We start from the raw sequence: 14,753 nt of genomic DNA, 5'->3' as shown, positions 1-14,753 counted from the left end.
CATGACCTTCCACCGCCGGAAACCGTCGCCGCCTGATACGTCCATGATCAGAAGCGAATATTTTCAAACATCTACTGATTAAAGGCGATATCCCGTCTCCAATCATCGAGTACGGCGCATCGCCAGCCGGCATGAAATCAAAAACCAATGTGGCCTCATTTCGATATTGTGGGGGCCATAACGTGATCCGCCGGCCGAGGTCAAGTGATCGAGCACACAGATAGGCCGGTCTTTATTATTGATCGTCGCTTAAATCTCGATTGTGAGTACAATTATATTAAAATACAGATATTTATGACGTCACAGTTTTCTGTTCGTTCCCTAAGTAGATCGGGCGACCACAACGTGGTTGTCAGGCGGCTTCGACACGGACGTGGACCCTCCGGATCCCGGGATGCGGGATCGGTCGCGGCCGCCACGCGTTGGGCCGGGATTCCCGACCGCACGGGTCGCGGAACGAGGCCCGCCGGACGGAATGCCGGCGCGCGGATCGAGTCCCGAGCACCAGGACGCGCATGTTCCTCCACCGCCGTCGCCTGATCGGATCGGGCCTCCTCGCCCTCGCGGCGCGGGGGGCTCAGGCGGCCCCGTCGCCCGCCCCGCAGCCGCCCGTGACGCGTCCCGTCGGTCCGCTGGAGCTCGCGATCGCCGCCGCCGCGCCGTCCACGCCGACCGGGCTGGCGATCGCGGGAAACGGGCGGATGTTCGTGATGATGCCGCGCTTCACCGGAGCGGAGCCGGTGACGCTCGGGGAGGTGATGCCCGACGGCACGGTGAAGCCCTATCCGGATGCGGAGGCCAACAGGCCCGATCGGAGCGCCCCGCAGGCCAGCCTGTTCCACGTCCCCAACGCCGTCTTCGACCGCGACGACACCCTCTGGGTGCTGGATGCCGGCCTGCCCGACGGCAAGGGCACGCCGGTGCCGGGGGGCGCGAAGATCGTGGCGATCGACATCGCGCAGGACAGGATCCGCCGGTCGATCCCCCTCGGGGCCGGCGTGATGCCGCATTCCTCGCTGAACGACCTGCGGGTCGACAGGCGCGACGGGCGGGCGCTCGCCTACATCACCGACCAGGGCCAGACCGGCCAGGGCGCGATCCTCGTGGTCGACCTCGACGGCGGGCGGGTGGTGCGGCGGCTGGCGGATCACGCCAGCACGCGGTCCGAGGACGGCCTCGTCAAGTTCGTGGAGCGCCGCCCCGTGATGGAGCGCAGGAAGGAGGACGCGGGCGACGCGCCGCCGAAGAGCCCGAAAGGCGGCGCCAACGGCATCGCGCTCAGCCCGGACGGCGCCCGCCTGTATTATGCGCCCCTGATGAGCCGACGCCTCTACGCGGTGGAGACCGCCGCACTCCGGGACCCGAACGCCTCCGAGGCGGACGTGGCGGCCTCGGTTCGGGATCTGGGCGAGAAGGGCATGACCGGCGGCCTCATCGCCGATTCCCGGGACCGGGTCTATCTGAGCCTGCAGGAACACAACGCCGTCGGCCGTCGCCTGCCGGACGGCACCATCGAGGTGATCGCCGCCGACGACCGGCTGATCTGGGCCGACACGTTCTGGATCACGCCCGACCGATGGCTCTACATCTCGGCGGCGCAGGTCAACCGCCGGCCGGAATACAACGGCGGCCAGGATCTGCAGCAGCCGCCCTACGCGATCCTGCGGATGCGAATCGACGCGGATCCCGTCATCTAGGCGGCCATGGCCGACCTGTCCCGCGATCCGAGTTTCTTCGCCGTCCTCACCGGCAGCTACGCGCGGCGGCTCGGCGAGACCCTGGTGCCGGCGGGCGCCGATGCCGCCTGGCTCTACGAGGCGGCGCCCTTCGCGGTGCTGGCCCACGACGGCGCCACGGACCCGCGCTTCGTCTACGCCAACCGGGCCGCGCAGGCCTGCTTCGGCTACGCGCGGGCGGAACTCGTCGGCCTGCCGTCCCGGCTCTCGGCCGAGGCGCCGGAGCGCGCCGAGCGTCAGAGGCTCCTCGACGCCGTCGCCCGGGACGGGTTCACCCGCGGCTACCGCGGCCTGCGGATCGCCAAGGACGGCCGGCGGTTCTGGATCGAGCACGCGGTGGTCTGGCAGCTCGACCGCGACGGCGTGAGCCTGGGCCAGGCGGCGACGTTCTCGGCATGGCGGGACGCGTGAGGGAAGGCGAGGCCGACGGGCCGGTCACCATCTCTCGTCAGGGCGGCGCGGCCTGAGTCAGGGCGGCGCGGCGGTACTCGCGCGGACTCGTGCCGTATCGGTCCCGGAAGCGGCGCGAGAAGTGAGCCTGGTCGACGAACCCGCAGCGATAGGCCACTTCGCTGATCGAGACGTTGAGGCCGCCCGGATCGGACAGGCGCTGTGCGGCCTTGTCGAGCCGCCGCTGCCAGATCCAGGCGGCGATGTTGCGTCCGTTCGCGCGGAACAGCGCCTGCAGGTGGCGCAACGACACCCCCACCGCGGCAGCGACCTGCGCCGGATCGCGGTCGGGGTCGCCGAGGTTCTCGACGCCGTGTGCTTTGGCGCGCTGGACGATCAGCGTCCCGTGGAGCGCTCCGGGCGCCTCCATCGCCAAGCGCCCGGCCAAGCAGGCGACGATGAGAGCGATCCCCACCGCGACCATGCGTTCGGCCATGTGGGGCGTCGGCCCACGTAACCGCGTGCTGCGCGGGCGGCGTCGGTGGGTCCAGCCCGCTCACGCCATCGTCCCGAGACCGGTGGCGGCCCTCGCACGTGCACCGGAGCCGTGGCCACGCCTCTCGTGACGGGGTCCGCGGACCGCGATGCGGGAGCGAACCCGGCGGCCCGTCCGGGGCCGCTCCGGGACGCGGGAGCGGCCGGGGGCGAGGCGCTAGGCGCGCCCCTCCTGCACGGCGTGGCAGGCGACGCCGTCGAGGAGCGCGGGCACCTCCGCGCGGCAGCGGTCGTTGGCCAGCGGGCAGCGCGGGTTGAAGGTGCAGCCCGGGGGCGGATCGATCGGGTTCGGGATCTCGCCGGAGACCGGCACCCGGGCGCGGCCGACATGGGCGAGGTCGGGCACCGCGTCGAGCAGCATCCGCGTGTAGGGATGGCGCGGTCGGGCGAACAGGTCCCGGGCGGCCGCCACCTCCACCAGCCGGCCGAGATACATCACCCCCACCCGGGTCGCCATGTGGCGGACCACGGCGAGGTTGTGGGAGATGAACAGGTAGGTCAGCCCGAGCCGGTCCTGCAGGTCGCGCATCAGGTTGAGGATCTGCGCCTGCACCGAGACGTCGAGCGCCGAGGTCGGCTCGTCGCCCACCAGGAACTCGGCCTGGCTGGCAAGCGCCCGGGCGATCGCCACCCGCTGGCGCTGCCCGCCGGAGAATTCGTGCGGGTATTTTTTCGAATCGTCGGCATGGAGCCCGACGAGGCCGAGGAGCTCGGCCACCCGGGCGCGGATCGCCCCTTCCCCCTGGATCAGGTTGAACGCCCGGATCGGTTCGGCGACGATCTTGCCCACCCGCCAGCGCGGGTTCATGGACGCGTAGGGGTCCTGGAAGATCATCTGGATTCGCGAGCGCATCCGCCGCCGTGCGGCAGCCTGGCGCGGATCGGTCATCGAGATCCCGGTGATGCGGACCTCGCCGGCGGAGGGCGGCAGCAGGCCGACCACCATCCGGGCCACCGTCGACTTGCCCGAGCCGGATTCGCCGACGATCGCGAAGGTCTCGCCCTTGGCGATCTCGAAGCCGACCCGATCGACCGCCGTGAGGAATTTCCGGGGCTCGCGCTCGAGCACCCGGTTGAGCCAGGGCTTCGAGACGTCGAACCGGCGGCGCAGGTCGGTGACTTCGACGTAGGCGCTCACGCTGCGCGCTCCGCTGCATCGTACAGATGACACGCCACCCGGCTCGCATCGACCGGGATCGGCTCCGGCCGCTCGACGCGGCATCGCGAGAAGACCTTCGGGCAGCGCGGGTTGAACGCGCAGCCCTTCGGGATCGCGGTGAGCCGCGGCATCGAGCCGGGGATCTGGCTCAGCCTCGCGGCCTCCTGCGACAGGGTCGGGATCGCCCCCATCAGGCCGACCGCGTAGGGGTGGTGGGGCTTGGCGATCACCGAGGCGACCGGGCCGATCTCGGCGACCCGCCCGGCATACATCACCGCCACCCGGTCGGCGGCCTCGGCGATCACCCCCATGTCGTGGGTGACCAGCATCACCGCGGTGCCGTGCTCGCGGCACAGGCGCTTGAGCAGCGTGATGATCTGGGCCTGGACCGAGACGTCGAGGGCCGTGGTCGGCTCGTCGGCGATGATCAGCTCGGGCTCGGCGGCGAGCGCCAGGGCGATCACCACCCGCTGGCGCATGCCGCCGGAGAATTCGTGCGGGTAGCCGTCGATGCGCCGCTCGGGGGCCGGGATGCCGACCTCGGCGAGCAGATCGATGGCGCGGGTGCGCGCGGCCCGGCCCGACAGGTCGGTGTGGGTGCGCAGGGTCTCGACGATCTGGTCGCCGACCCGGAACAGCGGGTCCAGCGAGGTCAGCGGGTCCTGGAAGATCATGCCGATGCGCCGGCCGCGCACCCGCCGCATCGCCTCGGGGGAGAGGTTGTCGATGCGCTCGCCGCGTAAGAGGATCTCGCCGCCGGCGATCCGGCCCGGCCGGTCGATCAGCCCGATCACCGCCGCGCCGGTGACCGACTTGCCGGCCCCGGATTCGCCCACGACCCCCAGGATCTCGCCGCGGTGGATGTCGAAGGAGACCCGGTCGATGGCGGTGAGCGGCCCGCGGCGGGTGTCGAAGGCGACCGTCAGGTCGCGCACGGAGAGGATTTTTTCCGTCATGGCTTGCGGGTTCCGACGGCGGAGCTTTCTCCAACCCGCGCCCTCATCCTGAGGTGCGCGCGCAGCGCGCCTCGAAGGAGCCCTCCGGACAGCGCGCGATCCCTGGAGCCCTCCTTCGAGGCCTCCGCTGCGCTCCGGCACCTCAGGATGAGGTGGAGGGTGGGATAGGGCGGGGGAACGCGCACAGCCGAATCCATCATTGCAGCTTCGGATTGAGCGCGTCGCGCAGCCAATCCCCCAGGAGGTTGATGGCGATGACGAGCCCGGCGAGCGCCAGCCCGGGGAAGGCGACGATCCACCACTCGCCGGAGAACAGGAAGCGGTTGCCCGTGCGGATCAGGGTGCCGAGCGACGGCATGGTCTCGGGCAGGCCGGTGCCGAGGAACGACAGCGTCGCCTCGGTGATGATCGCCAGCGCGAGGTTGATCGTCGCGATCACGAAGACCGGGCCGGTGACGTTCGGCAGCACGTGGCGGACCAGGATCACCGGCGGCGACAGCCCGATGAGCCGTGCCGCCTGGACGTAGTCCTTGCCCTTCTCGACCATCACGGAGGAGCGCACGGTCCGCGCGTACTGCACCCAGAAGGACAGGCCGATCGACACCACGATCAGCCCGATCAGCGGCCCGACATCGAGTGCGCCGCCGAAGCTCGCCCGCGCCACGCCGTCCACCACCAGGGCGATCAGGATCGCCGGGAAGGTGAGCTGCACGTCGGCGACGCGCATGATCAGCGTGTCGAGGGCGCCGCCGGCGTAGCCGGCGATCAGGCCGAGCGCGATGCCGAGGACGCCGGAGGTCAGCACCCCGAGCACCCCGACGATCAGCGACAGGCGCAGGCCGTAGAGTACCGCCGAGAGCACGTCCCGGCCCTGGTCGTCGGTGCCGAGGTAGAACGGGGCCTGGCCGTCCGCCTGCCAGATCGGCGGCAGGTTGGAGTTGATCAGGTCGAGCTGCGCCGGGTCGTAGGGGTTCTGGGGGGCGATCCATGAGGACGCGAAGGCGAGCCCCACCATCAGCACGGTGGCGATCAGCGCCGCCATCGCGGTCTTGGAGCCCAGGAAGCTCGCCAGCAGGTCGGAATCCCGCCAGCGCGCGAGGCGGGAGGGCGCCGCCTCCGGCAGCGGCACCGGCGGGGCGTCGCCCGCGTCGAGGTCGTATCCGCTCATCGGCAGATCTTCATAGGGACTTGCCTCACGCCGCCCGCCCGGTCGAGAGCCGCAGGCGCGGATCGACCACCGTGTAGAGGATGTCGACCACGAGGTTGATGGTCACGAAGATCAGCGCGACGAGCAGCAGATACGCCGACATGATCGGGATATCGACGTTCTGCACCGCCTGGACGAAGAGCAGACCCATGCCGGGCCACTGGAACACCGTCTCGGTGATGATCGAGAAGGCGATGACCGAGCCGAGCTGCAGCCCCGCGATGGTGATCACCGGCACCAGGGTGTTCTTGAGCGCGTGGCGCAGGTGGACGGCCCGGGTGGTGAGCCCCCGCGCCCGGGCGAAGCGGATGTAGTCGGTGCGCAGCACCTCCAGCATCTCGGCGCGCACCAGACGCATGATCAGCGTCATCTGGAACAGGCCGAGCGTCACCGAGGGCAGGATCAGCGCCTTGAGCCCGGAGGCCGTCAGGAAGCCCGTGGTCCACCAGCCGAGGCGGACCGTGTCGCCCCGTCCGTAGGAGGGCAGCCAGCCGAGCGTCACCGAGAACAGGTAGATCAGCAGGATGCCGATCAGGAAGGTCGGCAGGCTGATCCCGATGAGCGAGACCGCCTGGAACAGCCCGGCGAGCCAGGAGTCGCGGAACAGCGCGCAGTAGACGCCCATCAGGATCCCCACCACCAGGGCGAAGATCGTGGCGCAGAAGGCGAGCTCCAGCGTCGCCGGCATGCGCTCGGCGAGGAGCTGCGAGACCGGCTGCCGGAACTGGTACGAGATGCCGAACCGGCCCCGCACCACGTTGCCGGCATAGCGGGCGAACTGGACCAGCACCGGATCGTCGAGGCCGAGATCCGTCCGGATCTGGGCCCGCTCGGCCACGGTGGTGTCGGGGCCGACGATCTGGTTCACGGGATCGCCCGCGAACCGGAACATCGCGAAGGCGATGAGCCCGACGACCGCGAGGACCGCGGCCGCCTGGATCACCCGGCGCAGCAGGAAGGCGAGCACGCCGGGCCCCTACTGGGGATCCTTCGAGACCCAGTAGAGCAGGAGCAGGTTGTCGGCGCGCTGGGTCAGGTGGACCTTCTTGGAGACGCCCCAGGCCAGCGCCTGCTGGTGCAGCGGGATGTAGCCCCAGTCGGTGTTCAGGACGTCGAAGCCCTCCTTGATCAGGGCGTCGCGCTTGGTCTTGTCGGTCTCGGATTCGACCTTGTCGGCGATGTCGTCGATCTTCGGATCGCAGTAGCCCGCGAGGTTCCAGCCGCCCCGGCCCGACTTGTCGCCGGGCTTCCGGCAGCCGACGATCTCGTAGAGGATGTTGTGGCTGTCCAGCGACGACGGCGTCCAGCCGAGCAGGTAGAACGAGGTGTCGTAGTTCGGCGCCAGCACCTTGGCGAAGTACTTGGCCTTCGGCTGGGCGTTGAGGTTCACCTTGACGTTAATGCGCGCGAGCATCGAGACCACCGCCTGACAGATCGCCTCGTCGTTGACGTAGCGATCGTTGGGGCAATCCATGGTGAGCGAGAACCCGTCCGGATAGCCGGCCTGGGCCATCAGGTCCTTGGCCTTCTTGAGGTCGGTGGCCGGGCGCTTGAACTCGGCCCCGCGGTCGTAGAGCGCCGGGGCGATCATCAGCGCGGAGGGCACCGCCTGCCCGCGCATCACGCGCTTGGCGATCGTGTCCTCGTCGATGGCGAGGTAGAAGGCCTCGCGCACCTTGATGTCCTTGAACGGGTTCTTGCCCTTGACGGAGGAATCCTTCAGCTCGTCCCGGTCCTGGTCCATGCCGAGGAAGATCGTGCGCAGCTCGGGGCCGGCCATCACGGTGGCGGTGCCGCTGGCGTTGACCCGCTGCTGGTCCTGCAGCGGCACGGGGTCGATCCAGTCGACCTCGCCGGAGAGCAGCGCGGCGACGCGGGTCGCCGGGTTGGCGATGGTGGTCAGCACCGCCTCGTCGAGGTTCGACTCGGCCTTGCCCCAGTAGCCGTCGAACTTCTTGAACACGGTCTTCACGCCGGGCTGGTGCTCGGCGATCACGAACGGGCCGGTGCCGTTCTCGTGCAGGGTGGCGTAGCTCGGGCTGGTGGCGCTCGGCGGCGTCGGCTGGACGACGCCGTTCTTCTCGGACCACGCCTTCGACATGATCACCCAGGTCGGGAACTGGGCGATGGCGATGGGGTTCGGCTTCTTCAGCACCATGTCGACGGTGTAGTCGTCGACCTTCACGAACTCGGCGTCGGCCGGGACGTTGGTGGTGAAGTTCGAGCCCGTGGCCCGGACGCGCTGGGCGGAGAAGATCACGTCGTCGGCGGTGAACGGCGTGCCGTCGTGGAACTTGACGTTCCTGCGCAGGTGGAAGCGCCAGCGGGTCGGCTCCGGCGTCTCCCAGGATTCGGCGAGCGCCGGCGCGAATTTCAGGTTCTTGTCGAGGGTGACGAGGGGCTCGTAGGCGGCCTCCTGCATGCCCTCGGTAAAGCTCTCCTTGAGGGAGTAGGGATCGAGGGATTTCAGATCACCCTGGAAGGCGAAGCGGAAGACGTTGGCGGCCTGCGCGGGCAGCGCGGCGAAGGCAAACGTCGCGACCGCGACCACGGACACGCCGCGGGCGAGGGTCTTCAGGGCAGAACGGGGCAATCGGATCTCCGGAACCGTGAAAGTTGAGCGCAGGCCGTCCCGCGGAAGCGGTGGTTGAGGCTTAGACCCGGTGCCGCGCGTCGGCAAACGGCACGCACGCCGCGCCCACAGCAAGGTTCGGACCAGGGGGATTGGTCGATGGACCAATCGGCGTTGGATCCGGGGCTTATCGAGGATTAGGCGCGAAGCTGCGTGCGCGTCCCCTCCCCCCCCTGCGGGGGAGGGAGGGCGTGTGGTGGATAGGCGGCGCTAGACGCGTCCCGGAATCGTCACTCCGCCGCCACCCGCGCCGGCGCGTGCCGCACCTCGGCCTCCCGCTCGCCCTCCGCCACCGCCCGGCGCCGGAACACGCGCATCACGACGACAAAAAACACCGGCACGAAGAACACCGCCAGAACGGTGGCGGTGATCATACCGCCCATCACGCCGGTGCCGATCGCCTGCTGGCTCTTCGAGGCGGCTCCGGTGGCGATCGCCAGCGGCACCACACCGAAGATGAAGGCGAGCGAGGTCATCACGATCGGCCGGAACCGGAGCGTCGCCGCCTCGACCGCCGAGTGCACCACCGAGGTCCCGGGCTTCCAGAGGTCCCGCGCGAACTCCACGATCAGGATCGCGTTCTTGGCCGAGAGCCCGATGATCGTGATCAGCCCGATCTTGAAGTACACGTCGTTGGGCATGCCGCGCAGGTGCACCGCCGCCACCGCGCCGATCACGCCGAGCGGGATCACCAGCAGCACCGAGACCGGGATCGCCCAGCTCTCGTAGAGCGCGGCGAGGCACAGGAACACGATCAGCACCGAGAGGGCGAGCAGCAGGGTCGCCTGGCTGCCCGCCTGCTTCTCCTGGTAGGACTGACCCGTCCAGGCGTAGCCGAAGCCCTTGGGCAGCTGGAGCATCAGCCGCTCCATCTCGGCGATGGCGTCGCCCGACGTGTAGCCGGGGTTCGGCTCGCCGGTGAAGCGCACCGACTGGTAGCCGTTGAAGCCGACGATCTGGCTCGGCCCCATGCCCCATTTCAGCTCCGCGAAGGACGACATCGGCACCATGGTGCCCGTGGCGTTCTTCACCGCGTAGTTGAGGATGTCCGAGGCGTTCATGCGCTGGAGCTGCTCGGCCTGGACGTAGACCCGCTGCATCTTGCCCCGGTTGGGGAAGTCGTTCGGATAGACCGAGCCGAGGTTGAGCTGGATCGTGGCGTTGATGTCCTCGAACTTCACGCCCAGGGCCGCCGCCTTCTCGCGGTCGATGACCAGCTCGGCCTGCGGGGTCGGGGGCAGGCCCTCGATCTTGACCTTCTGGAGGATCGGACTGGACGCGGCGAGCTTGAGGAGCTGCTCCTGGGCCGACAGCAGCGCCGCGTAGCCGCGGTTCGCCCGGTCCTGAAGGCGGAACGAGAAGCCCGCCGCGTTGCCGAGGTTGTCCACCGGCGGCGGCTCCTGGGCATCGACCGTGGCGTCGCGGTAGCTCGCCAGCGCCGCGTTGGTCTTCGCCACCAGGGCGGCAGCCGAGTTCCCGGCATCGCGCTCGCCCCAGGGCTTGAGGGTCACGAAGGCCTGGCTGGTGCTCGGCGCCTGTCCCGAGAACGAGAAGCCGTTCAGCATCGTCACGGTGGCGACGCCGGGTTGGGCCAGCAGGTGCTCCTCGACCTTGCGCACCGCCTCCTGGGTGCGGTTGTAGGAGGCGCCCGGCGGGGTCTGGATGTCGACCGTGAAGAAGCCCTGGTCCTCCACGGGCAGGAAGCCCTCCGGCAGGTTGACGAAGGCGTAGGCGGTGCCGGCCACCAGCGCGAGGTAGACCAGCATCACCCGCCCGGACTTCCGGATGAACCACCGGGTGCCGCGGCCGTAGCGGGCGGTCTCCCGGTCCACGAACCGGTTGAACAGACCGAACACGCCGCCCTTGGCGTGTCCGTGCCCCGTCTCGACCGGCTTCAGGAAGGTGGCGCACAGGGCCGGCGTCAGCGAGAGGGCGAGCAGCGCCGAGAACGCGATGGAGGTGACCATGGCGATCGAGAACTGCCGGTAGATGATGCCCACCGAGCCAGGGAAGAACGCCATCGGGACGAACACGGCGATCAGCACCAGGGTAATGCCGATGATCGCCCCGGTGATCTGCCCCATGGCCTTCTTGGTGGCCTCCTTGGGGGGCAGACCCTCCTCGTTCATGATCCGCTCGACGTTCTCCACCACCACGATGGCGTCGTCGACCAGGATGCCGATGGCCAGCACCATGCCGAACATGGTGAGCACGTTCACCGAGAAGCCCGAGATCCACATCACCGTGACCGTGCCCATCAGGGCGATCGGCACCACGATGGTGGGGATCAGGGTGTAGCGGATGTTCTGCAGGAACAGGAACATCACGAGGAAGACCAGCACCACCGCCTCGACCAGCGTGTGCAGCACCTTCTCGATGGAGGCCTCCACCGCCGGGGTGATGTCGTAGGGGATGTCCCACTTCAGGTCCGGCGGGAAGAACTGGGACAATTCCACCATCTTGGCGCGGATCGCCCGGGCCGTCTCCAGGGCGTTGCCGTCGGGGGCCAGCGTCACCGAGATGCCGGCGGCCGGGCCGCCGTTCAGGCGCGTGGAGAACTGGTAGGCGTCGCCGCCGAGCTCGATCCGGGCGACGTCGCGCAGGCGCACGTTGGAGCCGTCGGAATTGGCCCGGAGCACGACGGCGCCGAAATCCTCGATCGTGCCGAGCTGGCCCTTCACGATGATCGGCACCGTCAGTGCCTGCCGGGTCGGGCTCGGCTGCGCGCCGACCGAGCCGGAGGCGACCTGGACGTTCTGGTTGCGGATCGCCTCGGTCACGTCGGAGGCGCTGAGCGAGAGGCCGCGCAGCTTGTCGGGATCGACCCAGACCCGGAGCGAGCGCTCGGTGGAGTAGAGGGTGGCGCGCCCGACCCCGGGGATGCGCCGGATCTCGTTGATCACGTTGCGGATCAGGAAGTCGCCGAGGCCGACCTCGTCCATCGACCCGTCCTTGGAGACGAGGGTGATGATGTTGAGGGTGGCAGCGGAGGCCTCCTCGACCAGGATGCCCTGCTGGCGCACCTCCGCGGGAAGCCGCGCCTCCACGCGCTTGAGCCGGTTCTGCACCTCCACGGAGGCGAGCGCCGGATCGGTGCCGGGCTGGAAGGTCGCGGTGATGTTGACCGAGCCGAACGAGTCGGTGGTCGACTCGAAGTTCATGATGTTGGCCGCGCCGTTCAGCTCGTCCTCGATGAGCCGGGTCGTGCCGATGTACAGGCTCTCCACCGAGGCGCCGGGATAGGCGGTCGACAGGGCGATGGAGGGCGGGGCGATCACCGGGTACTGCGCCACCGGCAGGTTGGGGATCGCCAGCGCGCCGCCGAGGCAGATGAACAGGGCCACCACCCAGGCGAAGACCGGCCGGTCGATGAAGAAGCGTGCCATGGTCGGGTTCTTCCGCGGTCAGTGGCGCTGGGCAGCGGCAGCCCGCTGCGCGGCGTCCGCCGTGTCGCCCGCATTCGTGGAGCCCGCATTCTTGGCATCCGGCGCGTCGGGGGCCTCGTCGGAATCGTGCTTGGGGCCGGTCTCGCCGTGGACCGGATTCTGGTCGAGGGGCTTCACCTTGGCGCCCACGGTGATCTTCTGGAAGCCGTCGACCACCACCCGCTCGCCGGCCTTGAGGCCCGAGCGGATCAGCCAGCTCGGGCCGACCACGGGGCCGACCTCGACGGGCTGGCGCATCACGGTCTCGTCGGCGCGCACCACCCAGACCTCGGCGCGGCCGTCGTCGGTGCGCTGGATCGCCTGCTGCGGCACCGCGATGGCGTCGGAATCGATGCCCTGCTTGATCCGCGCCCGCACGTACATGCCGGGGAACAGCTCGTCGTGCGGGTTGGGGAACTGCACCCGCAGGGTCACCTGGCCGGTGCTCGGGTCGGCGGTGACGTCCGAGAACAGCAGGCGGCCGGCCAGCGGGTAGAGGGAATTGTCGTCCATGATCAGGTGGACGTTGGCGGTGTTCTCCTCCAGCCGCGCCAGCTCGCCGCTGGCGAGGTCCCGGCGCAGGCGGTTCAACTCGCCCACCGACTGGGTGATGTCGACGTAGATCGGGTCGAGCTGCTGGATCGTGGCCAGCGCCCCCGTGGAGCCCGGCTCGATCAGGGTGCCCTCGGTGAGCAGCGCCCGGCCGATCCGGCCGGTGATCGGCGCGCGCACGTCGGTCCAGCCGAGGTTGAGCTGCGCCCGGTCGCGGGCCGCCTTGGCGCCGGCGACCTCGGCCTCGGCCTGCTTCCGGGCCGCGAAGGCGGCGTCGTACTGCGCCTGGCTGGCGGTGGCGCGGGACAGGAGCTGCTCGAGCCGGTCGGCCTGCTGGCGGGCCAGCACGAGGGCGGCCTCCTGGCGGGCGAGCACGGCTTCCGCGCTGGCCAAGTCGACCTCGAAGGGAGCGGGGTCGATCTTGTAGAGGATGTCGCCTTCCTTGACCTGGCTGCCCTGCTCGAACAGGCGTTTCACCACGAGGCCGGAGACCCGGGAGCGGACCTCGGCGATGCGCATCGGGGCGACGCGCCCGGGCAGGTCGCGCAGATAGGGGATCGCCTGCGGGGTCACGCTGACGTAGCCCACCTCCGGCACGGGCGGGGCCGGCGCGGCCGCCTGCTTCGGATTGCAGGCGGCGAGGCCGAGGAGGAGCAGGGCGACGGCTCCCGCGGCCAGGGCACGGCGCGGGGCGGGGAAGAATGGGGTGGGCGAATTGCGGGTCACGGCTACCGACGCTCCTGGAAGCATGCGTCTGCTGAGGCGGGCGCGGAACGGAGGCCGCGCGTCATCGGGGCGGATCTCGTCACCGGCCGCGGGGCCAATGGGCGAAGATCGAGGCTAGAGGCGCGCGGTCTTCCCGGCCAGCGGGGCCGGGGCGCGTCAGGCCAGCCTTGGCGGCCGGTGCGGCGAGCCGTCCGGGGCGGAGCGCGGCCGGGAATCGGAGGTGTAGCCGAACGAGGCTGACGCCGTGTGACGCGGCCGCGGCGCCGCGGCGGGCGGATCCGGAAGCCCAAGTTCGGTGAGGATCTCGCTGTCCGCGGCGCACAGGTCGGTCTGGTCGAAGAGGGTCCGCGCGGCCTCGGGCGCCGCGTCCGGCGCGCCCGACAGGACCGCGACCCGCGGGCCGGCGACCGAACAGGACGGCCCCTCCGCCGCCCCTGCCCGGGCGGGCGCCGGCGCCGTGACGAGCGCGGCCGCCGCGAGGACGAGCAGCGCCAGAACGGCAAGGCCGCGGGCGAGGCGCTGCGGCGAGCACACGGCGCGGCGGGCCAGGAAGGCGACGGATCGGATCACGAACCCGAGATAAGCATGGCCGTCGCCGGGTTCAATCACCCGTGGCGTCGCGTGCGGATCGCCCCCCATCGCCGGACGGCCGGGCCGGTGTTGCGCGGAATCGACAGCGCGCCGGGAAGTGACCGCCCTGCCCCGGAAGCCTCAACCTTGCCGCGAAGTCCGGGCGGGCTCGCCCGAAGACCGGGCCGGAGCCGCCGAGGCGGCCGTCCGAGGCGAATGAGGATGGAGACCATGTCGAGACGGATCGCGCTGCTCGGGCTCGCGGGGTTGCTGCTCGCGAGCGCCCCCGCTTCGGCCAACCCGCTGGACCGGGGCCCGATCGCGGATTTCCTGAACGTCTTCCGCAGCCAAGCGATCCCCCGCGAGACGGTGGCGTGGACCGGCCGGGAGAAGCCCGGCACCATCGTGGTCTCGACCCGCCAGCGCCGGCTCTACTACGTGCTCGGGGGCGGTGCGGCGGTCCGCTACGGCGTCGGCGTCGGCCGGCAGGGCTTCTCGTGGTCCGGGCTCAAGACGGTCACCATGAAGAAGGAATGGCCGGACTGGCGCCCGCCGCAGCAGATGCTGGCCCGGCGCCCGGACCTGCCGCGCTACATGGCCGGCGGCCAGGACAACCCGCTCGGCGCGCGCGCCCTCTATCTCGGCTCGTCGCTCTACCGCATCCACGGCTCCAACGAGCCCGAGACGATGGGCGCGGCGGTCTCCTCGGGCTGCATCCGCATGACCAACAAGGACGTGGTCGATCTCTACGACCGCGTCCGGGTCGGCACCCAGGTGATCGTGCGCGACTGATTGTGCGAGCGCAGGAAGTTTGTCGGCAGGAGCGGGTAGTGTGTCGGCCTGGG

General features: G+C 70.1%; 12 protein-coding genes. 3 read left to right on the top strand and 9 right to left on the bottom strand.

The window, feature by feature from the left end; genetic code table 11:
* Positions 1 to 515: 515 nt before the first annotated feature.
* Positions 516 to 1,697, top strand: coding sequence for an SMP-30/gluconolactonase/LRE family protein (locus MKL01_RS10530; RefSeq protein WP_243905165.1), 1,182 nt, complete (start codon positions 516 to 518; stop codon positions 1,695 to 1,697).
* Between the two features lie 6 nt (positions 1,698 to 1,703).
* Positions 1,704 to 2,147 (top strand): MEKHLA domain-containing protein, encoded by a 444-nt coding sequence (locus MKL01_RS10525; protein ID WP_243905164.1) that lies wholly within the window; start codon positions 1,704 to 1,706, stop codon positions 2,145 to 2,147.
* Positions 2,148 to 2,184: 37 nt separating this feature from the next.
* On the opposite strand, the gene MKL01_RS10520 is transcribed toward MKL01_RS10525, so the two are convergent.
* From MKL01_RS10520 to MKL01_RS10480, 9 genes are all read right to left on the bottom strand, one after another.
* Entirely contained in the window at positions 2,185 to 2,622 is a 438-nt protein-coding gene (locus tag MKL01_RS10520; RefSeq protein WP_243905163.1) for a helix-turn-helix transcriptional regulator, read from the bottom strand.
* Between the two features lie 216 nt (positions 2,623 to 2,838).
* On the bottom strand, positions 2,839 to 3,819 hold the full coding sequence (locus MKL01_RS10515; protein ID WP_243905162.1) for an ABC transporter ATP-binding protein: 981 nt from the start codon (positions 3,817 to 3,819) through the stop codon (positions 2,839 to 2,841).
* Positions 3,816 to 4,796, bottom strand: coding sequence for an ABC transporter ATP-binding protein (locus MKL01_RS10510; protein ID WP_243905161.1), 981 nt, complete (start codon positions 4,794 to 4,796; stop codon positions 3,816 to 3,818). Before MKL01_RS10510 ends, MKL01_RS10515 begins: the two co-directional genes overlap by 4 nt.
* A 196-nt stretch (positions 4,797 to 4,992) precedes the next feature.
* Positions 4,993 to 5,964 (bottom strand): ABC transporter permease, encoded by a 972-nt coding sequence (locus MKL01_RS10505; RefSeq protein ID WP_243905160.1) that lies wholly within the window; start codon positions 5,962 to 5,964, stop codon positions 4,993 to 4,995.
* A 25-nt stretch (positions 5,965 to 5,989) separates the two neighbouring features.
* Complete coding sequence (locus MKL01_RS10500; protein WP_243905159.1) at positions 5,990 to 6,970, bottom strand: ABC transporter permease; 981 nt, start codon at positions 6,968 to 6,970, stop codon at positions 5,990 to 5,992.
* A gap of 9 nt (positions 6,971 to 6,979) precedes the next feature.
* Positions 6,980 to 8,596 carry an ABC transporter substrate-binding protein gene (locus MKL01_RS10495; protein ID WP_243905158.1) on the bottom strand — a complete coding sequence of 539 codons (1,617 nt, stop codon included), beginning with the start codon at positions 8,594 to 8,596 and terminating at the stop codon, positions 6,980 to 6,982.
* A 269-nt stretch (positions 8,597 to 8,865) separates the two neighbouring features.
* On the bottom strand, positions 8,866 to 12,021 hold the full coding sequence (locus MKL01_RS10490) for an efflux RND transporter permease subunit (protein WP_243905157.1): 3,156 nt from the start codon (positions 12,019 to 12,021) through the stop codon (positions 8,866 to 8,868).
* An 18-nt stretch (positions 12,022 to 12,039) separates the two neighbouring features.
* The gene (locus MKL01_RS10485) at positions 12,040 to 13,362 is read right to left on the bottom strand and encodes an efflux RND transporter periplasmic adaptor subunit (RefSeq protein WP_279604532.1); all 1,323 of its coding nucleotides are present in this window, start codon (positions 13,360 to 13,362) and stop codon (positions 12,040 to 12,042) included.
* 132 nt (positions 13,363 to 13,494) lie between these two features.
* Positions 13,495 to 13,947 (bottom strand): hypothetical protein, encoded by a 453-nt coding sequence (locus MKL01_RS10480; protein ID WP_243905155.1) that lies wholly within the window; start codon positions 13,945 to 13,947, stop codon positions 13,495 to 13,497.
* A gap of 192 nt (positions 13,948 to 14,139) precedes the next feature.
* Here MKL01_RS10480 and MKL01_RS10475 point away from each other — a divergent pair, with 192 nt between their 5' ends.
* Positions 14,140 to 14,700, top strand: coding sequence for a L,D-transpeptidase (locus MKL01_RS10475; protein WP_243905154.1), 561 nt, complete (start codon positions 14,140 to 14,142; stop codon positions 14,698 to 14,700).
* The last annotated feature ends 53 nt before the right edge of the window (positions 14,701 to 14,753 follow it).

Source organism: Methylobacterium sp. J-070, assembly GCF_022829385.1.
Classification (GTDB): domain Bacteria; phylum Pseudomonadota; class Alphaproteobacteria; order Rhizobiales; family Beijerinckiaceae; genus Methylobacterium.
The sequence above is the reverse complement of the archived record's forward strand: the minus strand, read 5'-3'. Positions and strand labels throughout refer to the sequence as shown.